Genomic DNA, 25,841 nt, shown 5'->3' with positions numbered 1-25,841 from the left:
CCCCTGAATCAGCTCCATACCCACGCAAAAGCCCCCGCGCCGACTCCTTCGAAACGGGAGTCGGCGTGGGGATTATGGGTAATTGGTGCTACTCAGATATAAGAAAGGCGAGGGTGGAAGCCTCGTCATCGACGAGACGCAGGCTCCGACCGTGCGGTTGATCTACCAGCTGTTCCTTGATGGGATAGCGATCAGTGAGATTAAAACCGAGCTCGCTGCCCGCAAGATTCTCACCCCGCGCGGGAAAGAAGTGTGGTCAACCTCGACAGTGTGCTCCATCCTGTCCAACGAAAAATACAAGGACGACGCCCTGCTGCAAAAGACGTTCACCACCGATTTCCTTACTAAGAAGATGAAGGTCAACGAAGGCGAAGTACCCCAATACTATGTATCAGGTAATCATGAGCCGATTACCGAACCGCGTATCTGGGATCAGATGCAATACGAACTCGCCACCAGGCATGGCAACATATAGTCAGCGAAAGTCGGGTTGTTCTCCACCCGGCTGGAATGTGCTCGGTGTGGGGCGTGGTATGGGCGTAAAACGTGGGCGTCGAACACGAAATGCAAAGACGCAGTTTGGCAATGCAACCATAAATACACAGACGAACATCCCTGCAGCAGCGCGACGGTGAAAGACGAGCAGATCGAAGCGCTGATTGCGGAAAACCAGCGGTGTGCGCTCGACCAGGACGCCTGCCAATCCGCGTACGCCGAACTCGATACTACCTACCGTAAGACGCTCGCACGTAGAACAAGCCTGGAAAAAGATATCGCAGCGAACACCGCCAAGCACGCCGCCATCACCACAACCCTGAATGATCTGACAGGGGAACCTGTGAGCGAGTTTCACCCCGCACAATGGAGCGCACTTATCGACCACGCCATTGTCACCGAGGACGCGATCCGGTTCGTGTTCCGCACCGGTGAACAGGTGAGGATTGCCCTGAAAGGGTGATGTTCGTATCAGTTGACGTGCACAGTAGACACACCTCCCAGAAATATAGTAAGGTTAGGCATGCCTAAGAAGGATGGTGCTTACGTGAACGAAAGTGCAACGGATCAGGTTGTTGAAGGCGAGTATGGGTCGGCGAAGGAAAAATCAGTCGCTGGCCAGAACGCGATCCGTCAGCTATCGCAGCCGGTGAAAGGCAAACTGTTTATCGCGCAGGCCTTAACGTTCGCCTCTGGGGTGTTGGCTATCGCACCCTATGTGGCTTTGGTGGAGCTGGGAGCTGCGCTGATGCAAGACCGGGTGGACCCGGCGCGGGTGAACTGGATCGTGATGCTCCTTGTTTCTGCTTACATGGCGCGGTTGACTTTGTATTTTGTTGCGTTGGGCGTGACGCATTTTATTGACCTGTCGTTGCGTAATCAGATGCGTCGGCAAATTGCCGCCCGAATGTCGACTGCTCCGCTGTCGTGGTTTACCCGCGAGGGCGAAGGGAAGATCCGCAAGACCATTCAGGATGATACGGCCACGGTGCACACAGTGATCGCACACGGGCCGATCGAGAAACTGAACGCAATCGTCTCCCCGCTCGCCTTGTTGGCCTATGCGTTCGTGGTGGATTGGCGGCTCGCTCTGCTGTCGATTGCGACGATTCCGGTTTATGTGGGCATGTATGGCATGTCGATGCGTGGGATGAATGAGAAGACCGCGGAAATGGACACCAAGCTTGCTCAGGTTTCGGCAACGATGGCCGAGTTCGTTGCCGGTATCTCAGTGGTGAAAGCGTTCGGCAAGGTTGGCCAAGCACATAAAGCCTATTTAGATGCAGCTAACGAGTTTTCTAAGTTCTACCGGGCGTGGTGTATGCCGCTGGTGTCGATGTCGGTCGCCTCATTTTCGTGGGTGTCGATCCCGGTGTTGTTGATCGTGAACCTTGGCGGTGGCGCGTTGATGATGAACGCCGGTTGGGTGAGCATCTACGAGGTGATAGCGACGACGTTGATTGCCTTGGTGCTGCCGGGAGCGTTGATGGCAGTCGCAACCATCGCCTGGTCTTATCAGCTCGCAGGTTCAGCGGCAGTACGGCTGGTGAATGTCATGGAGCTACCGGCGTTGAGTCAGCCCGATGCGCCACAGACACCACACGGTCATGATATCGAGATTCGGGGTGTGTCGTATGCCTATGACGACACCCAGGCATTAGACGAGGTGAGCCTGAGCATTCCGGCAGGCACGGTGACCGCGCTGGTTGGCCCGTCGGGTGCGGGGAAGTCGACGTTGGCGAGTTTGATGGCCCGCTTTGATGACCCGGACGCTGGCACGATCACCATCGGCGGGGTTGATCTAAAGAGCATTTCCCAGGATGTGTTGTATTCGACGGTCGCATTCGTCCTGCAAGATGCACAGCTTATTCGCGACACCATCCACAACAACATTGCCCTGGGCGCGCGAGACGCAACCTTGGATCAGGTGCGGCAGGCGGCGAGAGCAGCGCAGATCGACGAGTTCATCATGAGCCTGCCAGATGGTTACGACACTGTGTTGGGGGAGGACACCCACGTTTCGGGCGGGCAGGCAGCCCGTATCGCGATCGCCCGGGCGCTCATGGTTGATGCCCCAGTGTTGGTGCTGGACGAGGCGACGGCGATGGCGGACCCGGAATCGGAATCGAAAATCCAACAAGCTCTCTCGACTCTTGCCAAAGGCAGAACCGTGATTGTGATCGCCCACCGACTGGCCTCGATCAGGGGCGCGGATCAGATTGTCGTCATGGAACGCGGGGGCATTGCTGTGGTCGGTAAACACGACGAGTTGTTGGGTAATGCGCACTATCAGGCACTTCTTGCCCAAGGTGCATGCGAGGAGATGACACGATGAATCAACTATTGCTGCCACGCTTTAAGCGTTTGATGGAACCCGCCTCGTGGCGAGACCTTTCGGTTGGTCAAGCGTGGGGTGCGGTCTCAGGACTGTGTCACGGCTTTGCCCTGCTCGCGCTACTCCCTGCAGCAAGCGCCTTGGCGACCGGAATGCCGGTGTGGGGGCTGTCGTTTTGGGGCTGGCTCATCGCCTTGGCGGTGTTCGCGGTGCTGGGCGTGGGCACGGAGTTTTATGGCATGCGCACCGGCTATATCGGCGCGCTTGGATTCATTCACGACGTCCACCAGGCAGTAGGTAACAAAGTAGCCCGCCTACCGTTGGGAGTGTTCGATTCGGGTAGCTCTGGACGGCTGTCGCGCATGGTCACCCAGGAAATGATGAACTTGGGCGAGTCGGCGGCACATTTCATTTTCTCTCTCGTCCAAAAACTCTCGGCCGTGCTGGTGATCACTGTGGGAACCTGGTTCTGGGATTGGCGGCTGGGACTGACCTTGACGATCGCGTTCCCGATCATGCTTGCCTTCCTCCATATTTCCCGTGTGCTTCTCGATAAGGGCAAGAAGGTTTCCGAACCAGCCGAATCGGAGCTGGCGGCTCGCATGGTCGAATTCGCCACCTGCCAAGGCGCGCTGCGCTCCTGCCATGTCGCCGACGACTACCCGGCCCTTGATCGGGCATTCAAACAGGCTGACCGCAAGGGTCGCAAAGCATTGTGGATCGAAACACTAGCGAACCTGATTAATGGGATGTTCGTTCAAGCGCTCATTGTGGTGATGATCTGGCTGACCGCCCAACTCGCCCTCGGCGGGCAAATGAATGCGCTGAACGCCGTGGTCACAATCGGCATGTGCCTGCGGTTCACCACCATGCTCCAAGACATCGGTGGCTGCATGACCGGGCTGGAAGAACGCCGCCAGCAGATGAACCACGTCGACAAGGTCATGGATGCCCCCGAACTGTCCGAACCCGATGCCTCTACACCGATAAACGCCCCTGGTGATGTTCGTTTCGAGGACGTCACCTTCGGCTACGATCCGGACACCCCGGTTCTCCGTGATATTTCCTTCCATGTCCCGCAAGGTGGCATGTGTGCCCTGGTTGGTCCATCTGGGTGCGGGAAGACGACGATCGCCCGGTTGGTTGCACGTTTCTGGGATGTGCAGTCCGGCAGCGTGCGCGTTGGCGGAGTGGACGTGCGCGAGCAGACCACCGAAGATTTGATGCGCCAGGTGTCTCTTGTCTTCCAAGACGTCTACTTATTCAACGACACTCTCGAAGCCAACATTCGCCTTGGCAACCCAGAAGCCACCGATGAAGAAATCAGGTGGGCCGCTGACCTGTCGGGCGTGACGGAAATCGTCAACCGCCTCCCAGATGGCTGGAATTCATTGGCGGGTTCTGGCGGGCGTGCACTGTCAGGTGGGGAACGGCAACGCGTCTCTATCGCTCGCGCCTTGGTGAAGAAGGCCCCGATCGTGCTTTTCGATGAGGCCACCAGCGCATTGGACGCGGAAAATGAAGCCAATATTGTTGCGGCGATGAATGAGCTACGCAAGCACTCCACGCTGATCGTGATCGCCCACAAACTTGAAACCATTCGACAAGCTGGCCAAATTATTGTGCTCTCCCACGGTGGGCGTATCGCCCAGCGCGGGTGCCACGACGAGCTGGTCAACCAGCCGGGTCAATACCGCGATTTCTGGCAAGAGCGCATCAACGCAGGCGGATGGCAACTCGTCTAAACACAGCGCATATCAGCACATAAAAGGAAAAACTATGTCCACACCCACATCCTCGCGCCTCAACGCGCGCGACTTCATCAATATCGGCGTCTTCACTGCCTTGATGTTCGTCATCGTGTTTGCATTCGGAATGCTCGGGTTCATTCCGGCTGCCATGTATGCCGGCTTCTTGCTTTCTATCCTCGTTAACGGCATCGTCTTTGCGCTGTTTACTGCCCGCACTCCGAAGATGGGGGCGTTGACAATCATGCTGATTATCATCGAAATCCTCTTCTTCGTGACCGGCCACTGGGTGGGAGGAATTGCGATCGCCGCTGTGTTCGGCCTGCTCGCTGACTTGGTGATCACCAAGGGGCCGAAGAGCGTGAAAGTTCGTGTCCCGCTGGCATATGCACTGTTTATTCTGCCGATCTATGTTTCCCCGTGGATTCCGCTATTTATGAACCAAGACGCATATATGTCGCAGATCGCCGAACAAATGGGTGCCGAGTATGCCGCCAAGATGGCACAGGTCGTCACGATTCCGATTCTGCTGGGCTTCTTCGGCGTGATGCTCATCGTGGGCTGGCTTGCTGGTCTGTTGGGAACCAGGGTCGCGCGCAAACACTTTGAACGGGCCGGTCTTGTCTAAACTTCCCGACCCGCGCACCATTATCGCAGCGCTCGTCATCGTCTCCACCACGATCTACAGTGCCTACTCGCCGTGGTTCGTGTGTACTCTGGGCGGATTCGCCGCCGTGATGCTGACGAGCGCTACGATCAACCCCAACACGCTCGTGCGCCCGAGCTGGGTGGCCGTCTACCTGGCCACGTTTGCGGCTCTCGGCACACTCGTCTTCGTGATACCCCTGGTCTGGAAATCAACAGCCAGCGCGTTCCTCGTGCTGTTTCTGCAGTGGATGTGGCGATTCAGCGTCAGCGCAGGAATGGGAGCCTACGCGATCGGCGTAATCCGACCCGCCACCTTGCAAAAAGCACTCGCCAGCTCACGAATCCCGACCTGTTTCACGATCCCGATCTCAGTCGCGTTACGTGTGCTGCCCGTGATCGGCCACGAAGTTAAAGCGATCTCAGATGCCATGAAACTACGCGGCATGTCCGTGCTCTCACTGCGTGCGGCGCAATACTTCACAATCCCTCTGCTATCGACCGTGGTACGCAGCGGGGACGAACTGGCATCGGCCGCCCTCGTGCGCGGACTGGGCGGAACCGCAAAGCCCACCTCAGTCACAGTCGTGAAATTCCGAGTGGTCGACGCAGTCATTCTGCTCATCGTTATCGGCTTCGCGATATGGAGAATCGTCCTATGACAATAGCCCAAGCAACTAGGGTCACCTTCACCTATCGAGGAGCAGACCACCCCTCAATCAACGACGCAACCATCACCATCACACCCGGAACCGTCACCTTGCTGTGTGGCGCATCCGGGTCAGGAAAAACCACCGCACTACGGCTATTTAACGGGCTCATCCCGCACTTCCACGACGGCGACCTTACCGGAAACGTCACAGTCGACGACATTGACGTGGCACAAACAGACCTGCCACGCCTTGCCCACCACTGTTCGACAGTGTTTCAAAACCCGCGCACCCAGTTCTACACCACCCACGTGCGCCAAGAACTCGCCTTCGGCCCAGAAAATCTCGGCCGCGACCCGCAGGAGATCTGTGCCCGCATTGACGAGGTCGCAGCCGAGTTAGGTATCGCCGACCTGCTGGAATCCCGCGTCACACAACTATCAGGCGGACAGATGCAACGCGTGGCCTGCTCCGTCGCCATGTGCAACAACACGTCGCTGATCGTCTTTGACGAGCCAACCGCGAACTTGTCCGCTGACGTTATCGACCAACTCGCCACACTCATCGCCAGGCTCAAAGCCGATGGACACACCATCATCATTGCTGAACACCGGCTAAGTTTCCTTTCCGGGATCGTCGACCGTGTCTACTGCTTCGACAAAGGCAAGATTGTCCTCACCGCAACCGGCGAAGAGTTCTACGCTACCTCGGATGAGGAGCGCAAACAGCTTGGGCTGCGATCCCTAGTGCCCGTATCCATGCCGAGCCTGCCCGAACCAGAAGGTGAAGGGCTCACAATCGACAACCTCGCCTTTGCCTACCGCCACGGAAACACAGTCCTCAATATTAACCACGTGTTGTTTCCGGCAGGGAAAATCACGGCACTCCTCGGCCCGTGCGGGTCAGGCAAATCAACACTGGCACGCATTGTTTGCGGACTAGAAAAAGCCAAACATGCATCCATCACACTCGGCGGACAAAAATTCACCAGCCGCGACGCCTACCTTGTGATGCAAGACCCTACCCGACAGTTGTTCTCAGATACCGTCATCGACGAAGTCACGCTCGGCACGACCAAAGCCGAAAAGCAACACATCGATGCCCACGCGATCCTTGAAGAACTCGACCTTGCCGACCACGAGGCTGATCATCCGCAAGCACTCTCTGGCGGGCAACGTCAACGTCTGGTTATTGCTACAGCGCTTGCTGCGAACAAGAAAGTTTACATCTTCGACGAGCCCACGTCCGGTGTTGGCTACAAACACCTTGTCGCGATTTCCCGAGTAATGCGTAAACTCGCTGACACTGGTGCCGTCGTCATCGTCATCACCCACGATGCTGAACTCGTTACCGAGGTCGCCGACCACGCTATCCACCTCGACCAAATCAACGCCTGCTAACGCAAACGCTCACTCAGCCGAAAGAGAGGAAAGTGTTTCTACAGGTCAGAGTTAACGCGCTATACACTCGCTAACGCAAGCGATTTTCTTGACCCCCTTGGGGCATACTCGCTAACGCAAACGCCTACTTATCATTTTCGACGTCTAAGTGGAGCCGATGACGGGAATCGAACCCGCGCCGCCTGCTTGGGAAGCAGGAGTTCTACCATTGAACTACATCGGCACACAGTAGGCGGAATGATTAAAAGCACGCCACGGGATTGGCACAGTAGGTGTGGCATGCAGGAAATCAGTCGCCCTCTGTAACTTCAATGTAGCACTCTCGATTCGCGTCGAAAAAAATTGGTTGGCAGCAGCTCCGCTGAATTTATCGCGGGCATATCCTGCAACCCGCGCACGCTGTGCATTACAGAGCGGTTAAGCTGGTCTATGTGTTGCTCTCAGATCGTGATATTCGTGCCGCTATCGATGCCGAAGGCTCCGGCCATCTCGGCATTGATCCTTTTGACCCGAAGATGATTCAGCCTTCGTCCATCGACGTGCGTCTGGACAAGTTCTTCCGAGTTTTTAACAACTCGCAGTACACGCACATCGATCCGAAGTTGCCGCAGGAAGAACTGACGTCCCCGCACGAGGTTCCAGAAGGGCAGCCCTTCATTCTTCACCCGGGCGAGTTCGTCCTGGCATCGACCCTGGAGTACTTCACTATTCCTCCGAACTTGGCAGGCCGCCTGGAAGGTAAGTCTTCGCTGGGGCGTCTGGGCCTGGCAACGCACTCGACCGCCGGCTTTATTGACCCAGGGTTTTCAGGTCACATCACGCTGGAGCTATCCAATGTGGCGAACTTGCCTATCGCACTGTGGCCAAATATGAAGGTCGGCCAGCTGGCACTGTTCAAGATGTCCTCGCCGGCAGAGGTGCCTTACGGTTCCGGCAAGCTCGGTTCGAAGTATCAGGGGCAGCGCGGCCCGACGCCGTCGCGTGCGTACCTGAACTTCCGCGATGAGGAATAAGGCACCTGAAACTCGGGATATGAACTCGGAATATAAATGAATTGTGAATAGCCCCGAGTGAATTCTCGGTGAAGAAATGGAAACAATTGTTCAATAAAGAGTTTCCGCAGGTGAAAAGCCTAAATATGGGCCTTTAGTTCACACCATTTAAGGGTTAAATCGGCTTGAGGGCCTTTTATCTTTCGATAAATAATAGCCCTTATGCGTATTACGGTTATTGGTACGGGTTACCTTGGCGCCACTCATGCCGCGGCGATGGCGGAGTTAGGCCACGAGGTTCTCGGCGTAGATGTTGATCCCGCCAAGATTGAGGCATTGTCCGCAGGCCAAGTTCCTTTCTTTGAACCCGGCTTGCCCGAACTGCTAAAGAAGCACGTTGAGTCGGGGCGACTACGTTTCACCACTAACTACGACGAGGCTGTTGAATTTGCGAACGTCCACTTCGTAGGTGTCGGAACTCCGCAGGTCAAGGGCTCGTACGCAGCCGATGTTCGCTATGTGGACGCAGCTGTTACCGAATTGGCCAAGCGCGTCGTCGGCAAGCATTTAGTGTTTGGTAAGTCCACTGTGCCCGTCGGTACCGCACCGCGCTTGCAGGAGCTGGCTGCGGAGATGATCAGTGAGCGCGCCGCATCCGGCGATGATGAGTTGAAGAACACCAGTCTCGAGATCGCCTGGAACCCGGAGTTCCTGCGCGAGGGCTTCGCGGTAAAGGACACTCTCGAGCCGGACCGTGTGGTGCTGGGCACCCAGAAGCCGGGCATGATCCTCAATGGTGCAGGTCAGGAAGTCGAATCGATCGCTGAGGAAAGCCTGCGCGAGTGCTTCGGTCCTATCTTTGAGCGTGAGACGCCGTTTATCGTCGCGGACACCGCCACCGCAGAGCTGGTGAAGGTGTCGGCGAATGCATTCCTCGCCACCAAGATTTCCTTCATCAACGCGGTCTCTGAAATCTGTGAGGTCACAGGTGCGGATATCACCACGCTTGCCGACGCCATCGGTATGGACGCTCGAATTGGCCGCCGCTTCCTCAATGCGGGGCTGGGCTTCGGCGGCGGTTGCCTGCCGAAGGATATCCGCGCATTCATGGCCCGCGCCGGTGAGCTGGGCGTTGACCAGGCGCTGACCTTCCTGCGTGAGGTCGATGCGATTAACATGCGTCGCCGTGAAAAGACCGTTGACCTGGTGCGTGGTAGCTTCGGCGGCTCGCTGCTCGGCCACACCGTGACCGTGCTGGGTGCGGCTTTCAAGCCGAACTCTGACGATGTGCGTGACTCCCCGGCGCTGTCGATTGCTGGTTCGCTGTCTCTGGCGGGCGCTTCGGTGAGTGTTTATGACCCGCAGGCCATGGAGAACGCCAAGAAGAATTTCCCGACCTTGGAGTACGCACCGAGCATCGAAGCTGCCCTGGAAGGCACGGAGATGGTTGTCGTCGCCACCGAGTGGCAGCAGTTCCGCGACATCGACCCGGTGGCTGCGAAGAAGCTGGTCAAGCGTGCAGCAGTGCTCGACGGCCGCAACTGCCTGCCAGCCGACCAGTGGCGTGCCGCAGGCTGGGATGTCACCTGCCTCGGCCGCGGCTAAATGCTAGCCGCCCTCGAGCGCTTCGGAAACTTCATACCCTCCGGGGCCACGGTATAGGCGGCGATGAGGGTGGTAATCGGCACTGCGAGTACCAAAGCCACCGCACCGATGGTGGAACGCAGCAGCTCTGTGGCCACGACATCGGAGGTCAACGACTGCATCAGCGGCCGGTCGGAGACGCTTAACAAAATCGATAGCGGTAGTGCGGTGCCGAGGTACGCCAGTACCAGTGTGTAGACCATCGACGCGATGTGATCGCGACCGACGCGCATTGCCGAGCGGAAGACCTCCATAGGCCGCGACCGCGGAGCTGCTTCGTAAAGCTCCTGGACGGTCGATGCCTGGGCGATGGTGACGTCGTTAAGCACGCCCAACGCGCCGATGATGAATCCCGCCAGAAGCAGACCTGTGACGGAGACGTCAGGCAGGTAAAGCTGAATGAGCAGGTTGTCCTCGTTGCCGAGACCACGTAGCTGTGACGTGGAGATTGCGAGGTTGGCCAGGCCCGCCGCCAACACCATCGTGGTGAGTGTTCCCGCCAGTGCGGAAGCTGACTTCCAATTGATGCCATGTACGAGGAAGAGCACCGGGAAGAGGATCGCCGCGCCCGCCGTGATGGCTAAGGCCACAGGATCGCCACCGCGTAGCAGTGCCGGAACCAGGAATCCCATCACTGCGGCCAGCGTGATGCCAAGACCAATGAGGCTCAAGACTCCGCGAGTCATGCCGACGAGGATGATGAGCAGCACCGCTGCGCCGAGCCACATCCAGATGGTCGTGGTGCGATCCATGTCCAGGAAGGTGTAGGTGTTGCCGATGCTAGCGGTGTCGACAACCTGATGAGGCGCGAGGTCGACGACATTAGTGTCGGCCGCGGGAGCAGGAGCTTCGGGGGCAGCGGGGGCCTCTGCGTCGGATTCAGGTGCTGGTTGCTGCTCCGGGGCTGGAGCTGGTGCCGGAGCCTCTGCATCAGGAGCAGGCTCACCCTCTGCGCCCTCAGGGGCAGGCGCGGGAACAACGCCGGGAGCCGGTGTCATCAACCCCGGATCCGGCACGGCACCATTGTCGACAGCTCCGGTACCGGCCGCGTTTGGACGGTGAATTGCCAGGACGACCTTGTCGCCCTCCTCCAGCTCAATTTCGCCGGGAAGGCCGGATGCCTCCAGAAGCGTCTTCTTGCCCTCGTCTGGGCCTGAGGTCAGCTCAATGACCGAGAGCTGGCACTTCGGCGCCGCGGGGTCGTTGAGCGAAGCCGTCAGCCCTGGACGCGGCTGGTCGTCGAAGACGCGTCCGTTGTCAGGCGAATTGCACGTGCCGACGCTCTGCTTTACGACGGTTCCCTTAACCGTCTCTGCAGCTGACGTCTGTGACTGCAGGAATCCCGGCCCTGGGCTCGGAGCTTCACCCGATGGCCAGAGACCAATCACTGCGAGGAAAGTGACAATGCCGGCAACTGTGAGAACTGTGGCCAGTAAGCGACGTGCTCTTGTGGGGTTGTGCCGCGGTTTCGTTGGTTTTGGTTTGGCTTGTGCAGGTTCGTTTTGCCGTACCGGTGCTGGTTTTGAATGTGCGGCTGGTTCTGCATGTCGTGCTGGGGCAGCCGAGGTTGCAGAGTTGGGTTGATTCGCGGTATTGACAGCCCGGAACCGGCCGGTAGGGGAGCCGCTGTTCGAGTTCTTCAGTACGTCGAGATGCGCACCTATGTCGGAACCCGGAGCAACGCGAAAAGGTTGCTGGTTGTCAGAGTTCATTGAATCTTTTGAATGCCTGCCCACCCTTAATAACCTAATCGCTGCACCAGCACCGGAAGGCGTACCGCCATTCCGGCGCGCCGGGCCGTGGTCATCAGCGCTATGGCCCACCTATCGATGCAATACTCACTCATCGATGCGCTCCAGTGTGTCCATAAGTGAATAGCGCATCGATATGTGAGAAGGGCAGAACCAGTAGCGTGCGCAACCTTAAGTACTGCTATTGCTTGTAGCTGACCAGGAAGTTGCCCAGGCGCTCGATGGCTTCCTTCAGGTCGCGTGCCCACGGCAGGGTGACAATTCGGAAGTGATCCGGCGTCGGGTAGTTGAAGCCAGAGCCGCCGACCATCAGGATCTTCTCTTCACGCAGGATGTCGAGCATCAGCTTTTCGTCATCGTGAATTTCGTAGACGTTCGGATCCAGCTTCGGGAATGCGTACATGGCGCCCATCGGCTTCACGCAGCTCACGCCCGGAATTGAGGTCAGTCCCTCGTAGGCGACATTGCGCTGCTCCAGAAGGCGACCCCCTGGCAGGATCAAGTCCTCGATGGACTGGTAGCCGCCAAGTGCCACCTGAATGCCGTGTTGAGCAGGGACATTCGGGCATAGACGGGTGCTGGCCAGCAAGTTGATGCCCTCGATAAAGCCCTCTGCGTGGCGCTTCGGGCCAGTCAGCACCATCCAGCCAGCGCGGTAGCCGGCCACACGGTAGGTCTTGGACAGGCCGTTGAAGGTGATACAGAGCAAATCCGGGGCCAAGGAGGCAGTGGAAATGTGCTCTGCATCGTCGTAGAGGATGCGGTCGTAGATTTCGTCGGAAAGCAGCAGGAGTGAGTGCTCACGAGCGATATCGACGATGGCTTCGAGTGTCTGGCGTGTGTAGACCGCGCCGGTCGGATTGTTCGGGTTGATGATGACAATCGCCTTCGTGCGATCCGTCACCTTCGAGCGAATGTCTTCGACATCCGGGGCCCAGTTGTTCTCCTCATCACACGTGTAGTGGACGGCCTTGCCGCCGGCGAGGGTGGTTGCTGCAGTCCAGAGCGGGTAATCCGGAGCTGGAATGAGGACCTCATCGCCCTCGTTGAGCAGCGCCTGCGTGGTGATGGAAATCAGCTCGGAGACGCCGTTGCCCAGCCAGACGTCGTTGACGTCGAAACGGGGGAAGTCCGGGTCCATCTCATAGCGCGTGACGACGGCACGGCGTGCGGAGTAAATACCCTTGGACTCGGAGTAGCCCTGTGCGTGGGGGAGGGCGCGGACCATGTCCTGCACGATGGTGTCAGGTGCATCAAAGCCGAACTTTGCCGGATTGCCGGTGTTGAGCATCATGATGCGGTGGCCGTCGGCCTCCATCTGTTCGGCGAGAGTAGTCACCGGACCGCGAATGTCGTAGAGGACGTTCTGCAGCTTGGAGGATTGGTCCAGTGTCTTCAGTGGAGTGCGGCGAGGTGCCCTGATGTTTCCACGACGGGCGGCAACACGGGCAGCACGGGACTGCTCGGCCTGAGCGGCCTGCGCAGTCTGAGCGTCCTGCGTTGTCTCGTTGGTGGTTTCGGTGCCCTGGGAAGTGTCTTTACTGGAACTCACCTGTCTAAGCATGCCACTTTTTTGCTCCCGCACCATGCTTTTCTCACAGCGGGGGCAGATTAATTGCACATTGATTGCGCAAAAGCGCCCTGCATGAGGATGCAGGACGCTTTACTGGGTTGCGGGCAGCTGGGGTTCTGGCTGCTAGTTACTGCTTAACTGCGGAGCCGTCGATCTGCAGGGAAATCTCGTTGCCAAGGAGCAGGCCGCCAGTCTTAATAGGAGCGTTGTAATCGATGCCGAAATCGGTGCGGTCAATCTTGGTGGCTGCCTCGAAGCCAACGCGAGTCTGACCCCATGGGTCTTCAGCGGAGCCGAAAATGTCGACATCCAGGGTGACCGGCTTGGTGATGCCGTTGATGGTTAGGTCGCCGGTAACGGTGGCCTTTTCTTCGCTCTGGAGCTCGATAGCGGTGGAAACGAATTCGAAGGTTGGGTTTTCGTCGGTGCCGAAGAAGTCCTTCGAGCGCAGGTGGTTGTCGCGCTCTTCATTGTTGGTGTTGATGGAGTTCGCCTGAATGGTCGCCTTTGCCGTGGAATTCTCCGGCTTGTCGGCATCAAAATTAATAACGGACTCAAACTCAGTGAACTGGCCGTGAACCTTGGTAATCATTGCGTGACGAACGGTGAATCCAACGGTGGAGTGCTGTGCATCAAGAACGTAGTTGCCAGACTGAAGAGCCATAGTGAATCTCCTAAAAGTTAAAAGTATCTCGAATGTTTCGAAGTATTTTTGTCCGCCGGAACCAACTTCCGGTGTTGACGTGTCAACGATAACTCTAGATGTGATGATGTGTCAACAAAGTTCAAAGAAAATGCCGAATATTTTTTAGAAGCGCACATCCGGTCGGGCGATTGGCTCGGGGTTTTGTCATGGCTGGGCGAGGCTCCTTTGGTTGGAGGCGGTTCATATGGAGTCGTTTTAAGTGCTTATGCCCAGCATAACAGGCGTTGACATGTCAACAACTGCTATTTAGGATTGAGCATTATGCAATTCGGAATTTTTACAATTGGCGACGTCACAAAAGATCCCACGACTGGACAAATCCCTACTGAACATGAGCGAATTAAGGCAACTGTCGCCCTAGCGAAGAAGGCCGAAGAGGTCGGCCTCGATGTATTTGCTACTGGCCAGCACCACAATCCACCGTTTGTGGCACCGGCGAATCCGCCGATTTTATTAGCCAACCTCGCAGCACAGACCGAAAATCTGATTCTGTCGACTTCGACAACGCTGATTACCACCACCGACCCCGTGCGCATCGCCGAGGATTACGCCTACCTCCAGCACCTTTCCGAAGGTCGCATTGATCTCATGATGGGCCGCGGCAACACCGGGCCTGTTTATCCGTGGTTTGGCAAGGATATTCGCAAGGGAATTCCGCTGGCCATCGAGAACTATCACCTACTGCGCACCCTTTGGCGTGAGGAGAATGTGGATTGGCAAGGTCAATTCCGCACTCCGCTGCAGTCATTTACGTCCACACCGCGCCCGCTCGACGGTGTAGCACCTTTCGTGTGGCACGGCTCAATCCGCTCCACTGAGATTGCTGAGCAGGCCGCCTTCTATGGGGACGGCTTCTTCCATAATCACATTTTCTGGAATATCGAGCACACCACAGCCATGGTCAATCTCTACCGCCAGCGCTATGAGCACTACGGTCATGGTGCTGCTGATCAGGCAATCGTCGGGCTTGGCGGTCAGGTCTTCGCCGCTGAGACGGAGAAGAAGGCCAAGGAGATTTTCCGCCCATACTTCGACAATGCCCCGGTCTATGGACATGGGCCATCTCTGGAAGAATTCGAGAACATCACTCCACTGACCGTCGGCACGCCTGAGCAAATCATCGAACGTTACCTGGGCTATGCAGACGCCGTTGGCGACTACCAGCGTCAGCTCTTCCTTATCGATCACGCCGGCCTGCCGCTGGAAATGGCGTTGGAGCAGGTTGAAATCCTGGGAACCGAAATCGTTCCGGTCCTGCGTGAAGAGTTCGAGCGCCGCCGTCCGGCGCACGTGCCTTCCGACCCGCCGACGCATGCCTCGCTGGTTGCCGAGGGCGCAGATTCCCCGCACCTTCTCGTCCGCCCGGCTGAAAGGAATCAGTAGTGAAAAAGCTCGTCGTCGTAAGTGCCGGTGTTTCCGATCCATCAACCACGCGCATCCTTGCCGACCGCATCGCGGAGGCCGTCGAGGCGCAGGTCTCCAAGCGTGGCGAGGGGGTCCAAGTTGAGTACGTCGAGCTGCGCGAACTCGCTGTCAGCCTCGGCACTGTGATGTCCACAGGGCTTTACGACGAAAAATTGCGCGCCGCCCTCGATACTGTCAGCGGTGCTGATGGATTGATTGCCGCGACCCCGGTGTTCGCAGCGTCCTACTCGGGGTTGTTCAAGATGTTTTTCGACGCCTTGGATAAGGATGCGCTGACTTCTATGCCGGTCATTATTGCTGCGACGGCTGGCACAGCACGACATTCGTTGGTGCTGGAGTATGCGATGCGTCCGCTGTTTAGCTACCTGCGCGGCACGGTTATGCCGACTGCTGTATTTGCGGCTACTGAGGACTTTGGTGCTGGCGATGGTGCCGGAAATGGCGCCGGCGGAGTATCTGGCGCGGAGATGAACAATCGCGTCGTGCGTGCAGCTCGTGAGCTTGCCGAGTACCTTGTCGGTGTTCGCTCGGCAGTAGTCGGTTTTGGTCCAGATTTTGGGAACGAAGCTGAAGAAAAGGCTGCAGCGCATTCAGCGGGCGGGGCCAGCGAGGGGAATCAGGGTGCCAGCGCGCCGAACAGGCGACGCAGTACAAACACGCGGGTGGATACTAACGTCACGGATTTTGCCACACTTCTAGAGGGGCTCGACGGCACCGCGAAGTAGCCGCGCTCACGTGAAGGGGCGGCAGAGGAGGGGTAGGGGGTCAGCGCTCTTTAGCGGCACCACGGGAGGTTGTAGTAGTCGCAAGAGAAGGTATCGGAAAGAGCGTATTCCTTAACCTGCAGGTCGTCGCTGCTGGTCGTAGCTGTCGGTGCTGCGGTAGCGGTCGGGGCGCCGGTCAGCGCGCCCAGGGAAAGTGCTGCGGATGCAATGGTGGTAGCAAGAACAGAAGTGCGTCGAAACATTAGGTAGTACTCCGAAAGATATCTGCCTCGGCAAAGTGTCAAGGCTGTGTGGACTGCCGGACTTCGCCAGTGATTAATAAAGAAATCATAACTATTTAATCAAGAGTGTGAAGTGTGGAGGTCTCTCTACCTGCCCGCGCCTGGGGGTGGCCATTCGGCTACTCTCTGGTGTCTTTATGTAGGTGGGCTAGTGGCCGAAATGTTGATTGTCTAGTACCAAGTGGCCGACCGAGGCATTTTTGAATTGGTTCAAAAGGCGTAGTTCTGATGCGATTGAATTGATCGCCGAAATCTTATTGTGGCGCCCATAATCGCTGGTCAAGGTCAATTAGATGTCGTATTTTCGCGTGGTAGAAATCGGTGAGATTCCATTTTTACTATGTGGATAATCGCTGCGGCCGTCGTAAAGCCAGTCGAAAATTTTCCATTACAAAACGCTGAATTTCGACTTACCTTTGCAGGTGTCAGTTCAAGTATTTCCTTACGAGTTGCTCGTCACATCCTGAAAGGATTTCGCCGTGAAGAAGACCCTGCTCTCCGGCTCCATTGCAGCCCTGGTCACCATGTCCTCGCTGGCTGTCGCCCCGATGGCTGAAGCTGCCCCAGCCCCCACCCCGGGCACTGTCGGTGGCACTTGCTCCGTTGAAGGCCAGTCCGGCCAGTCCCTGAAGATCACCGGCTCGAAGTTCGAGGTCGAAGGTACTGCGACTGTCGCTAACTACGGCGACACCGACCTGCCGCTGACTCAGACCCTGAAGGAAGGCAAGACCAAGTCCTGGAACGTCGGCGGTTCGGTCGACTTCGATTTGCTCAAGCTCTTCCACGTCACCTTCAGTGCCGGCTACCAGTCCACTCAGACCTGGGAAGTTGGCCAGACCCTCGGCCCGTACCCTGTCAAGCCCGGCTACACCGGTGTTCTGGAGTATGGCTTCCTGAATCAGTCCTTCGAAGGTACTCACCTGACCTGTAAGGGCGGAAAGTGGATTGACGCGGGTCGTCCGTACTGGGGCACCATCCCGAAGGAGCGTCACATTCGCGTTTCCATGCGCGCCAACGAAGCTGACCGCTCCGTGGACGGTGCTGCTCCGCAGGTCAAGGAGTACGCCGTTTAAGACGGCCAGAGCCCCTAAAGCCTCGAAGCAGAAGGAAGTTTCTCCATGTTGAGCCTGAAAAAGAAGGCCCTGGCCTGCGCGGTGATGGGTGCAAGTCTTCTTGCACCAGGCATCGTTGGACAGGCCGCGGCGACCCCGCTGACCCAGACCCCTGACCAGGATGAGCACCACACCGGTTTCACCAATACGGATAAATGTGACCCGGTCAAGGATGCCAAGCGTCACCCCTGGGAACAGTGGATTACCGACGAATGGGACCGCTACAATGGCACTAACTCATTCACCAACCGCACTGACCGCCCTATTCAGTACACCCTCGAGGTGACAGAGGGAGTCAACGAGTCTGTGAAGGCCATGAGCTCCGGAAATATGTGGGACGTGTTCCTCCACGGGGTGAAGAACAAGTACGGCATCGTCGAGGTCAGTCAGTGGTCGGTTGGCGACAAGCTGGGCCCGGTGACCGTCAACCCCGGTGAGACCGTTCGCGCAGACTACGGCGTGCACATGAAGTCCTTCATTGGCCGTGTTCGCACCTGTGACCAGAAGACCGGCCTGTGGCGCGGTGAGCCCTACTTCGGTGAGTACAACGGCAAGGGGCCGTCGACTCGCTTCGTGGTCTGGCACAAGACCACCAAGGAGGGCGAGCACCGTCAGCAGTGGGCGCCTGTCAGCGGTAACTCCGGTGACGGCGGCCCGGCATCCGCCACGATTAACGACTAGGAGCAGTTATGAAAAAGCGTGTTGTCGCCATGTGCTTGACGACGGTCTTTGCGCTCGGACTCGGTGCTCCGACAGCGGTGGCCGCCCCGAATCCAGGAGCCGGTGAACCGTTCGCGCCGGAGGAGTGGGTACCAGTGCCCAAGCCGGCGGCAGTTGACCGCGGTCCGGCACCGGGAACCACTTGTGAAGCTCCGGGTTCGGTGGCTGAGTTCGTGGAAATCACCGGCTCTCGCTACGACGTTGAGGGCGTTGTTTCTACGAAGAATGACATCGGTGATGAGCCGATTCCGCTGACGCAGACCATCAAGGAGTCCAAGACCAAGAAGTGGTGGACCAATATCTCTGTCAGTGTGAAGGTCAGTAAGGAGCTCAACCGCAAGTACTCCTGGGAATACTCCCGAGAGATGGTTTGGAGCCTCGGGCAGAAGATCGGACCGTACGAAGTGCGCAAGGGTGAAACTGGTCGTCTGAGCTGGGGATTCCTGGTTGACGAGTTCGCCGGACAGACAGTTCGCTGCAACGCCAACTCGAAGACGTGGGAGCCAATTGGGCGCAGCTACTTCGGTGTGGCTCCGCGCGAGCGACATGTCGAGGTGACCATCCAGTAGTTACACAGTTCTCTCTCCACACTCAGCACGGGTAAAAGGGGCATATTCGCGAAAGTGAATATGCCCCTTTTTGCTATCTATCTCGGGCCTGCAAAGGCTCAATTCAGAGCCGCTAACCGGCCAAATCTCAGAGCCCCTGGTTATTCTGCGGCAGCGGATGCCGGCGGATGGAAGCCCGCATCTATTGCTTTCAGCGCCAGGTCCAGGCGAGAGGTAGCTCCAAACTTATTGAACATGCTGGAGAGATGCTTCTTGATAGTGCCCGGCGACTTGCCGAGCTCCTTGGCGATGTCGTGGTTCGATTTGCCGCGGCAGATCAGGCCGAGAACCTCTCGCTCGGCTTGAGTGATTTTGTACGAGGAAATGTTGCGGGACGGCAGAGTTTTAATCAGCCGAGTCGCAGAAATCGGTGAGATGACGGTGCCGCCCTGGAAAACATCTTCAACGGTGCCAATGACGGATTCCGGGCGGGCAGTTTTGAGAATGTAGCCATTTCCGCCGAGACTCAAGATTTTCAGCATTGTTTCATCGGTATCAAATGAGGTGATAGCGATGAATTTCGGTGGATTCTCCACCTTCTTAATGCGCTCAAGTAGCTCAACGCCGTCCATGTTGGGCATATGAATATCGGTCAAAACTACGTCAACGCCACCACGGGCAATAATGTTGAGAGCCTCGTGGCCATCGCTGGCTTCATCGACCACGGTGATATGCGGTGCCTTCTTGAAATAGGTTCGCAGCGTCGAGAGTACGAGTGGGTCGTCGTCGACAATGAGAACCTTAATGTCAGACATCCGCGAACCTTTCATAGAAGTTATAAAAACCGAACAATATCTGTCATCGTGTGATATTACTACGCTAACCAGGACTTTTCGAGAGATATCTTCGTCACAGGCGGCTCCTACACCAATCTTACGCTAGCGTAACCTACTGGTTGGTAGGTGGCATGTGGAGTTTGCAATTCCACACATTTCCCTCTCGTTCTGACGTGATGGAACCGTCCCACGGTCGCACTCGCCGATGCAGTGAGGAAAGCCCCAAACCGCTCGAGAGCATCGCCCGCGGCAGAAAATGCGGTAGCGCCTTCGATATCTGATTGCTGATGTCGAGCGTGAAGCCATCTTCCTCATTGCTCAGCGCCAGAATGTGAACGTTCGTTTGCGGTTCGCCGTACTTCTGAATGTTCGTGCAGAACTCCGACAGCGCCGGCGAGATAACCTCTGAAATCTGCGTCAAAGAGGGCTCGGTTTCAATCTTCGTGGCCAGCGAAACGTTAAACCCAGCTTCCTGCAGTTCATCCTTGGCCTGTTGAAGCACCCTGCTCATGCTGGGAACTCGCTCATCCTGGCCGATAGCGGAGGTCAAAGAACTCTCGTCGTCAGCTGATTTCAGCAATGAAAGCAACTGGCGAAGCTGTAGCAGGCCTTCTCGGGAGGTCTCTGCGATGTCCTCCAGGGATTCTTCAAGTTTTTCATCGGTCCCTTCTCGCTCGATGGCGAGCGCCTGCGCCAGCATGGTTACGCGAGTAAAGGACTTGGCAGTGGAGTCGTGCAGTACGGTCGCCAACTCAAGGCGTTGCTCTTCCAGAGCGCGGTTAGATTCAATCGTTGCCCGCCGGCGTTGTTCTTTGTAGCGACTGCGCATCATGCCGATGGCGTAGGCAATTACAAAAAGTAGTGTTGTCACAAAGGTCGCGACATGGTCGCGTGCGAAAGTACTTGTGTTGACGTCGTAGTTTGAGATCACCAACAAGAGCAACGCAGTGATTCTCGCCGGCATCTTGTTGTTGTTAGCACGCATCACTTCCACGATGAGAAGCGCGCAGAAAATCTGCATTGGAGCCTGCTCTGTGGGAAGGAAAGTCAATGCCAAGAAATTCGCTGGGACAACCACCATGGCAAAAAGTGGCAGATAGGTCGCCACAGCAACAAGAATGACCTGAAGGCCACCGATAATGGTCGGCAACAACAGATCAGAGTTGCTCTCGCGGAAAATTAGCGCATCGAGAGCCGTGAGAACCAGCGCAATGACCATCTCCACTGACCCCGGAGTCCTCAGAAAGTCCCTTATCTGTGACAGCGATTTCTTAATCACTACGCCAAGACCTCTTTCCACACCACAACGCGGTCATCTCTAACGGGATGCAGTAATCAATATATTGTCAGTGCGGTTGAGAGTGCCATTTGCATGATTAATGCCGTGGCGCAGGGACCGTCGTAAAGCACAAAAAATCCGCCCGGGAAGAATAACCTCTCGGGCGGATTCCTGCTTACTTAGCGAGCGCTACTTACGTCGCGCCGATCCTGGCAGCGGAACTCCGTGCTGGTTGCGCGGAAGGTTCTTAGCGCTTGCCGACGGCGCCTGCGTCTCCTCGGCTGGGGTCTCAGTGGCCTGCTCGGTGGAGGTGGCATCTTCCGCCGACTGCTGTTCGGTAACCTCTGGCTGCGCCGGAGCCTGCTCTGCCTTTGGCTGAGCAGGAGCCTCCTGAGCTTCGGTTTCCTCTGCTGCCGGGGCAGGGGTGCTAGCGACTGGCTTGGCCTTGCGTGCGCCACCCGGGATTGGAGCGCCCTTGCGTGCGCCGCCCGGAACCGGAGCACCGGATGCGGTCTTCGGCTGCTCAGCTGCTGGCTGGTCAGCTGCTGGCTGCTCGGACTCGGTGGCCGCTACTTCAGCAGCGGTGTCCTCGGCGGGAGCGGTTTCCTCGGCCTTCGGCTTCGCGGCCGGAGCTGCCTTCTTAGCAGCACCTGGAACCGGGGCACCCTTGCGTGCGCCACCCGGAATCGGAGCGCCCTTGGTTGCCTTCGGAGCCTCAGCCGGAGCTTCGGTTTCTGCAGCTGCTGGCTCTGCCTGCGCGGCCGGCTTAGCGGCCTTGGCGCCGCCCGGAACTGGAGCGCCCTTCTTAGCGCCACCTGGAACCGGTGCGCCGGCCTTTGCTCCGCCTGGCTTCGGAGCGCCGCCCGGAGCTGGAGCACCCTTCTTGGCACCGCCTGGGGTCGGGGCGCCGCCCTTTGCACCACCTGGAACCGGGGCGCCGGCCTTGGCGCCGCCTGGCTTCGGAGCGCCACCCGGAGCAGGAGCACCCTTCTTGGCGCCACCCGGAGTTGGTGCGCCGGCCTTGGCACCGCCTGGCTTTGGAGCACCACCCGGAGTCGGAGCGCCCTTCTTGGCACCACCTGGGGTCGGTGCGCCGCCCTTGGCACCACCCGGCTTCGGAGCACCACCCGGAGTCGGAGCGCCACCCTTGGCGGCAGCGCCTGCAGCAGCACCAGCAGCTGCGGCACCAGCGCCGGCAGCGGAAGCCTTCTCTGCCTTCTTCTTCTCGGCAGCCTCAGCCTTCTTGCGCTTAGCTTCCTCTTCCTCGAGGCGCTGACGCTCTTCCTCTTCAGCCTTCTTCGGATCGACCCAGCCACGCTCCGGCTGCTCAATCCACTCCGGTTCGCGTGCCTGCGGCAGCTCGCCGTCGACCTTCACGGAGTCGCGGAGCATCTGGGCGATGTCCAGGACCTCCGGCTTCTTCTCGTCGTCCTCGATGACGTTGTTGACGCCATCGTTCATCATCGTCTTACAGAACGGGCAGCCGATGGCAATTGCCTCAGCGCCGGTTCCGACAGCCTCTTCGGTGCGGTTTACGTTGATGCGCTGACCGATGGTCTCTTCCATCCACATGCGAGCGCCACCAGCACCACAGCAGAAGCCGGTGTTCTTATTACGTGGCATTTCGACGAGGTTGGCGCCGGACGCGCCAATCAGCTCACGCGGAGCTTCGAATACCTTGTTGTGGCGGCCCAGGAAGCATGGGTCGTGGTAGGTGACCTGGCGGCCCTGACCCGAAGCAACCGGCTGCAGGCGGTTAGCACGAACCAGCTTGTTCAGCAGCTGGGTGTGGTGGACAACTTCGTACTGTCCGCCCAGCTCCGGGTACTCGTTCTTGAAGGTGTTGAAGCAGTGCGCACAGGTGACGACAATCTTGCGCTGCTTAGGCGGCACACCGTCGAAGACCTCGTCGAGCTGCTCGATGTTCTGCTCAGCCAACATCTGGAAGAGGAATTCGTTACCAGCACGGCGAGCGGAGTCGCCAGTACAACCCTCGGCCTGGGAGAGCACAGCGTACTTCACACCTGCGGTGTAAAGCATCTCTGCAACAGCCTTGGTGGTCTTCTTCGCATTGTCGTCGTAAGCACCGGCACAACCGACCCAGAACAGGTACTCGGTATCGTCGAAGCTCTCGACATCCTCGCCCCAAATCGGGACAACGACGCCTTCCTTGCGGACCTCATTGATCCAGTCGGCGCGAGTGGAAGCGTTCTGGCCCCACGGGTTGCCCTTGGTCTCAAGGTTCTTGAACAGGCCAGCCAGCTCGGTCGGGAAGTCCGACTCCACCAGGACCTGGTAGCGACGCATATCAACGATGTGGTCGATGTGCTCAATGTCAACCGGGCACTGCTCAACACAGGCACCACAGTTGGTGCAGGACCACAGAACGTCCTGGTCGATGATGCCCTCGTCGCCGTCGCCAACCAGCGGCTTGGTCAGGAGTGCTGCGCCAGCACCTTCGCCCTCGCGAGCGGTTTCGATGGTCTCGCCAGCCAACAGGTACGGGGCAGAAGCGTAAGCGTGGTCACGCAGCTGGTTAACCAGCAGCTTCGGGGACAGCGGCTTGGAAGTGTTCCATGCCGGGCACTGCTCCTGGCAGCGACCACACTCGGTGCAGGAGGTGAAGTCCAGCAGAGCCTTCCAGGAGTGGTCGGTGACTACGCCGGTGCCCATGGAGTCAACCTCCGGGTCAGCCTCTTCCAGGTTCAGGATTTCGCCGTTAGAGGTCATCGGCTTAGCCCCAGCGAGGGCGTTGTAGCCGTCAGCGTTGCGCTTGAGCAGGATGTTGGCGAACGCCAGGAAGCGGTGCCATGCGACACCCCAAGTTAGGTTGCGGCCAACAACGAAGAGCCAGACCATACCGGACAGCAGCTTAATCAGCGCGAAGATGGACACCATGACTTCGGAGGCCGGCAGAATCTGTGCGATACCACCGGTGACGAAGTTCGCCCAGGTCCAGACCTCGGCGCCAGTGTGACCGTGGTCGCCGTAGGTAGCCAGCTTGGCAGCCTTGACGAACATCATGCCCAGGCCCTCGATGAGGACGACGGCCTCAACGAAGTAGGCAGCCTTGGCGTTGGATCCGTAGAAGCGGCTCAGACGCTCCTTGCCCAGGTTGGTCTGGCGGACGAGAATCAGTGCCAGGATGCCCAGGGTGGTGCCCAGGCCGAGCAGTTCGTCGATGAAGTGCCAGGCGGTCAGATTCCTGAGGATTGGCCAACCACCGGCTGGCCAGAAGGTCTGAATGTACGCCTCGAACCACACTAGGGAACCGAGGAGGAAGCCCACCATGACGAACCAGTGAGCCACAGCAACGCCGGGCTTCTTGGCCATCTTGGTGTGACCGACGATCTCTCGGATCATGGTCCAAATACGGGTTCCCCATTCACCGGTGTGACCGTACGTCTTTTGGCCCACCATGATGGTCTTCACCATATGGGTGAATCCCTTAATAAAGATGAACCAGCAGGGCAGGGACAACAGGACGCCAATAACGCCGACTGCGACGGTGAATCCGGTAGATTCCGGAATCGCCGTGTCAGCCGTCGCCGCGGCGAGGTTGAGCACGCTCATAATGTTCCTTCTAGGCTGGCTCAGCCAGGGTGATGGCTGAGTGAAAATAGTTCTCTTGTGAGTTCTATCACGAGCCGCGGACGCTTACCTAACTAATGTGCAAAATAGTGCTGAATTCATCGATACACGGTGTAACCAGCGGTTATTTGACGAATTACGCAAAAAAATCGTTGTTTTATTCGAGAGGGGTTCGAGGGGGTTGACGCCTTCGCTTGACGACGGCGCGCGGCACTTTCGTCGTCACGCATTTGTAGGCGGAAGTGGCGGCGGAGTTGCGTGTATGTAGTTGTCGAGTGTTGTCGATTCGATGTTTTGCGGACGCATTGTGGGGGTAGTGCTGGAGTGCAGGGGTGGGGCTGTGTTGCGAGGTGGAGAAGATGTTCGGTGGCGTGTTGATTTTTGAAGATTGACTGAAGCGGACATCTATTCACATGCGTTACATCCTTAACTTAAATAACAATAGTGACTTCTGTACCTGTGTTTTGGTGGATAATTTGCTATTGGATCCCGGGATTTGCTGGCAGTTAACGAAAAAGTCATTAAATGTAACTCACTTTTATGAATCCCAAGTGGATTTAAAAGCCTCTACGTCCGCAATTTACCTGGTAGGCGGCGTGCTATTTTGGTGGCGAAGAGAGTGCCTGGCCACCCCCGCGTAATTCTTATGTAGGCGCCATTTTGTGTAGCGCCTAGTATTAGCGGCGTGATACTGCGGATTTATCCGCCTGATTCTAAATGGCATGTGGGGTATGGATTTTTCCGTGCCACTTTTCTTGAGAGGGACTTTAATGGCGCGATCTTTCCGTGCAATCGCTATGGCTGGAGCTGGCCTTATTCTTACTGCGAGTGCGGTCTTTGGCTCGGGCGCAGTGGCAAACGCCAATCCGGTCAGTGCAGTCGCAGTCAAGGCGTTCAATAGCTCGCTTGCGACTCCAGTGGTGGTTTCCCCGGTCGGACGTGCAGCTGCGGAGACTGCGTTACTTGATCCTCAGGTGCCGATTATTGTGCTCGGGGCCCGTCTCAATCCCGACTGCAGTGCTCCTGCTGTGTTGACGTCCCGATTGGAAACTGCACGTTCGCTGGCGCTGCGTCATCCGCTTAACCCGGTCGTCGTCACGGGTGGTCGTACTCGGCCGGGCTGCCAGACTGAGGCTGAGTACATGCGTGATGCGCTTGCATCTATGGGAGTGTGGAAGCGACGAATCACGATGGAAACAAACTCAGACTCCACCGTTGAAAACGCGGCAGGCACTGCATACCTTGCAGGATCGGGAGCCCGTGGCGTTCGTGCTGCTGTCATTGTGACTTCTCCAACGCACACACCGCGTGCACGAGACACCTATGCTGCCGCCGACAACTCGGCTCTGTGGCTGGCAGTCCCGTCGACTGTGAACTAGCAGTTT

22 protein-coding genes and 1 tRNA gene are annotated in these 25,841 nt (G+C 57.7%); 15 read left to right on the top strand and 8 right to left on the bottom strand.

Translation table 11 applies throughout. From position 1 onward, the window contains the following. Positions 1–85: 85 nt before the first annotated feature. The 7 genes from AB1Z34_RS01790 (at position 86) to AB1Z34_RS01760 (ending at position 7,273) form a co-directional block, all read left to right on the top strand. Positions 86–475: a recombinase family protein gene (locus AB1Z34_RS01790; protein ID WP_367157831.1), complete on the top strand. Its 390-nt coding sequence runs from the start codon at positions 86–88 to the stop codon at positions 473–475. Between the two features lie 15 nt (positions 476–490). Then, positions 491–958 carry a recombinase zinc beta ribbon domain-containing protein gene (locus AB1Z34_RS01785; protein WP_224433374.1) on the top strand — a complete coding sequence of 156 codons (468 nt, stop codon included), beginning with the start codon at positions 491–493 and terminating at the stop codon, positions 956–958. Positions 959–1,042: 84 nt separating this feature from the next. Next, complete coding sequence (locus AB1Z34_RS01780) at positions 1,043–2,830, top strand: ABC transporter ATP-binding protein (RefSeq protein ID WP_070602446.1); 1,788 nt, start codon at positions 1,043–1,045, stop codon at positions 2,828–2,830. After that, a complete protein-coding gene (locus AB1Z34_RS01775) occupies positions 2,827–4,575 on the top strand; it encodes an ABC transporter ATP-binding protein (RefSeq protein WP_367157801.1) in 1,749 nt (582 codons plus the stop codon). Before AB1Z34_RS01780 ends, AB1Z34_RS01775 begins: the two co-directional genes overlap by 4 nt. Before the next feature lie 34 nt (positions 4,576–4,609). Beyond that, positions 4,610–5,206, top strand: coding sequence for an MptD family putative ECF transporter S component (locus tag AB1Z34_RS01770; RefSeq protein WP_070437219.1), 597 nt, complete (start codon positions 4,610–4,612; stop codon positions 5,204–5,206). Further along, on the top strand, positions 5,199–5,885 hold the full coding sequence (locus AB1Z34_RS01765; protein ID WP_070437217.1) for an energy-coupling factor transporter transmembrane protein EcfT: 687 nt from the start codon (positions 5,199–5,201) through the stop codon (positions 5,883–5,885). The genes AB1Z34_RS01770 and AB1Z34_RS01765 overlap by 8 nt, the downstream gene beginning before the upstream one ends. After that, positions 5,882–7,273 (top strand): ABC transporter ATP-binding protein, encoded by a 1,392-nt coding sequence (locus AB1Z34_RS01760; protein WP_070602388.1) that lies wholly within the window; start codon positions 5,882–5,884, stop codon positions 7,271–7,273. Before AB1Z34_RS01765 ends, AB1Z34_RS01760 begins: the two co-directional genes overlap by 4 nt. A gap of 149 nt (positions 7,274–7,422) precedes the next feature. Here AB1Z34_RS01760 and AB1Z34_RS01755 read toward each other — a convergent pair. After that, positions 7,423–7,496 (bottom strand) — tRNA-Gly (locus tag AB1Z34_RS01755). Positions 7,497–7,704: 208 nt separating this feature from the next. Here AB1Z34_RS01755 and dcd point away from each other — a divergent pair. Further along, entirely contained in the window at positions 7,705–8,286 is a 582-nt protein-coding gene (gene dcd / locus AB1Z34_RS01750) for a dCTP deaminase (RefSeq protein WP_038626826.1), read from the top strand. Between the two features lie 201 nt (positions 8,287–8,487). Next, positions 8,488–9,870 (top strand): UDP-glucose/GDP-mannose dehydrogenase family protein, encoded by a 1,383-nt coding sequence (locus AB1Z34_RS01745; protein ID WP_367157800.1) that lies wholly within the window; start codon positions 8,488–8,490, stop codon positions 9,868–9,870. Here the strand turns inward: AB1Z34_RS01745 and AB1Z34_RS01740 are convergent. The 3 genes from AB1Z34_RS01740 to AB1Z34_RS01730 all read right to left on the bottom strand — a co-directional run bounded on the left by AB1Z34_RS01740 (position 9,867) and on the right by AB1Z34_RS01730 (position 13,897). After that, positions 9,867–11,297, bottom strand: coding sequence for a YibE/F family protein (locus AB1Z34_RS01740; RefSeq protein ID WP_367157799.1), 1,431 nt, complete (start codon positions 11,295–11,297; stop codon positions 9,867–9,869). The genes AB1Z34_RS01745 and AB1Z34_RS01740 overlap by 4 nt on opposite strands. A 544-nt stretch (positions 11,298–11,841) precedes the next feature. Beyond that, positions 11,842–13,224, bottom strand: coding sequence for a pyridoxal phosphate-dependent aminotransferase (locus tag AB1Z34_RS01735; protein WP_306295413.1), 1,383 nt, complete (start codon positions 13,222–13,224; stop codon positions 11,842–11,844). Between the two features lie 136 nt (positions 13,225–13,360). Continuing rightward, positions 13,361–13,897, bottom strand: a complete 537-nt coding sequence (locus AB1Z34_RS01730) for a YceI family protein (protein ID WP_016421578.1) — start codon at positions 13,895–13,897, stop codon at positions 13,361–13,363. A gap of 303 nt (positions 13,898–14,200) precedes the next feature. On the opposite strand from AB1Z34_RS01730, the gene AB1Z34_RS01725 reads away from it, so the two are divergent. Together AB1Z34_RS01725 and AB1Z34_RS01720 are read left to right on the top strand one after the other, a co-directional pair. Next, positions 14,201–15,322: a CE1758 family FMN-dependent luciferase-like monooxygenase gene (locus AB1Z34_RS01725; RefSeq protein WP_049171747.1), complete on the top strand. Its 1,122-nt coding sequence runs from the start codon at positions 14,201–14,203 to the stop codon at positions 15,320–15,322. Continuing rightward, positions 15,322–16,089 carry an FMN reductase gene (locus AB1Z34_RS01720; RefSeq protein ID WP_256884532.1) on the top strand — a complete coding sequence of 256 codons (768 nt, stop codon included), beginning with the start codon at positions 15,322–15,324 and terminating at the stop codon, positions 16,087–16,089. The genes AB1Z34_RS01725 and AB1Z34_RS01720 overlap by 1 nt, the downstream gene beginning before the upstream one ends. Positions 16,090–16,139: 50 nt before the next feature. Here AB1Z34_RS01720 and AB1Z34_RS01715 read toward each other — a convergent pair whose 3' ends face one another. Then, the gene (locus AB1Z34_RS01715; RefSeq protein ID WP_049171743.1) at positions 16,140–16,331 is read right to left on the bottom strand and encodes a hypothetical protein; all 192 of its coding nucleotides are present in this window, start codon (positions 16,329–16,331) and stop codon (positions 16,140–16,142) included. A 518-nt stretch (positions 16,332–16,849) separates the two neighbouring features. Between AB1Z34_RS01715 and AB1Z34_RS01710 the strand changes: the two genes are divergently transcribed. The 3 genes from AB1Z34_RS01710 to AB1Z34_RS01700 are packed head-to-tail and all read left to right on the top strand — an operon-like array spanning position 16,850 to position 18,771. Further along, positions 16,850–17,443, top strand: a complete 594-nt coding sequence (locus tag AB1Z34_RS01710; protein ID WP_016421574.1) for a hypothetical protein — start codon at positions 16,850–16,852, stop codon at positions 17,441–17,443. 45 nt (positions 17,444–17,488) lie between these two features. After that, positions 17,489–18,163, top strand: coding sequence for a hypothetical protein (locus AB1Z34_RS01705; RefSeq protein WP_005511744.1), 675 nt, complete (start codon positions 17,489–17,491; stop codon positions 18,161–18,163). An 8-nt stretch (positions 18,164–18,171) separates the two neighbouring features. Then, positions 18,172–18,771, top strand: a complete 600-nt coding sequence (locus tag AB1Z34_RS01700; protein WP_005511781.1) for a hypothetical protein — start codon at positions 18,172–18,174, stop codon at positions 18,769–18,771. A gap of 140 nt (positions 18,772–18,911) precedes the next feature. Here the strand turns inward: AB1Z34_RS01700 and AB1Z34_RS01695 are convergent, their stop codons facing one another. The 3 genes from AB1Z34_RS01695 to AB1Z34_RS01685 all read right to left on the bottom strand — a co-directional run bounded on the left by AB1Z34_RS01695 (position 18,912) and on the right by AB1Z34_RS01685 (position 24,438). After that, entirely contained in the window at positions 18,912–19,565 is a 654-nt protein-coding gene (locus AB1Z34_RS01695; RefSeq protein WP_016421571.1) for a response regulator transcription factor, read from the bottom strand. Positions 19,566–19,698: 133 nt separating this feature from the next. Next, a complete protein-coding gene (locus AB1Z34_RS01690; RefSeq protein WP_222865240.1) occupies positions 19,699–20,805 on the bottom strand; it encodes a histidine kinase in 1,107 nt (368 codons plus the stop codon). Between the two features lie 249 nt (positions 20,806–21,054). After that, on the bottom strand, positions 21,055–24,438 hold the full coding sequence (locus AB1Z34_RS01685) for a heterodisulfide reductase-related iron-sulfur binding cluster (RefSeq protein WP_367157798.1): 3,384 nt from the start codon (positions 24,436–24,438) through the stop codon (positions 21,055–21,057). A 788-nt stretch (positions 24,439–25,226) separates the two neighbouring features. On the opposite strand from AB1Z34_RS01685, the gene AB1Z34_RS01680 reads away from it, so the two are divergent. Further along, positions 25,227–25,835, top strand: coding sequence for a YdcF family protein (locus AB1Z34_RS01680; protein ID WP_049189446.1), 609 nt, complete (start codon positions 25,227–25,229; stop codon positions 25,833–25,835). The last annotated feature ends 6 nt before the right edge of the window (positions 25,836–25,841 follow it).

This window comes from Corynebacterium sp. 045007, assembly GCF_040743205.1.
Classification (GTDB): Bacteria; Actinomycetota; Actinomycetes; order Mycobacteriales; family Mycobacteriaceae; genus Corynebacterium; species Corynebacterium jeikeium_D.
Note: the sequence above shows the minus strand (reverse complement) of the source record. Positions and strands in the feature narration are given on the sequence as shown.

Excerpts from the sequence above, each read along its gene's own strand:
- AB1Z34_RS01715 (WP_049171743.1), bottom strand. The coding sequence starts at position 16,331 with ATGTTTCGACGCACTTCTGTTCTTGCTACCACCATTGCATCCGCAGCA.
- AB1Z34_RS01745 (WP_367157800.1), top strand. The coding sequence starts at position 8,488 with ATGCGTATTACGGTTATTGGTACGGGTTACCTTGGCGCCACTCATGCC.
- AB1Z34_RS01690 (WP_222865240.1), bottom strand. The coding sequence starts at position 20,805 with ATGGTCATTGCGCTGGTTCTCACGGCTCTCGATGCGCTAATTTTCCGC.
- AB1Z34_RS01770 (WP_070437219.1), top strand. The coding sequence starts at position 4,610 with ATGTCCACACCCACATCCTCGCGCCTCAACGCGCGCGACTTCATCAAT.
- AB1Z34_RS01685 (WP_367157798.1), bottom strand. The coding sequence starts at position 24,438 with ATGAGCGTGCTCAACCTCGCCGCGGCGACGGCTGACACGGCGATTCCG.
- AB1Z34_RS01725 (WP_049171747.1), top strand. The coding sequence starts at position 14,201 with ATGCAATTCGGAATTTTTACAATTGGCGACGTCACAAAAGATCCCACG.
- AB1Z34_RS01775 (WP_367157801.1), top strand. The coding sequence starts at position 2,827 with ATGAATCAACTATTGCTGCCACGCTTTAAGCGTTTGATGGAACCCGCC.
- AB1Z34_RS01735 (WP_306295413.1), bottom strand. The coding sequence starts at position 13,224 with ATGCTTAGACAGGTGAGTTCCAGTAAAGACACTTCCCAGGGCACCGAA.
- AB1Z34_RS01760 (WP_070602388.1), top strand. The coding sequence starts at position 5,882 with ATGACAATAGCCCAAGCAACTAGGGTCACCTTCACCTATCGAGGAGCA.
- AB1Z34_RS01695 (WP_016421571.1), bottom strand. The coding sequence starts at position 19,565 with ATGTCTGACATTAAGGTTCTCATTGTCGACGACGACCCACTCGTACTC.
- AB1Z34_RS01680 (WP_049189446.1), top strand. The coding sequence starts at position 25,227 with ATGGCGCGATCTTTCCGTGCAATCGCTATGGCTGGAGCTGGCCTTATT.
- AB1Z34_RS01700 (WP_005511781.1), top strand. The coding sequence starts at position 18,172 with ATGAAAAAGCGTGTTGTCGCCATGTGCTTGACGACGGTCTTTGCGCTC.
- AB1Z34_RS01705 (WP_005511744.1), top strand. The coding sequence starts at position 17,489 with ATGTTGAGCCTGAAAAAGAAGGCCCTGGCCTGCGCGGTGATGGGTGCA.
- AB1Z34_RS01730 (WP_016421578.1), bottom strand. The coding sequence starts at position 13,897 with ATGGCTCTTCAGTCTGGCAACTACGTTCTTGATGCACAGCACTCCACC.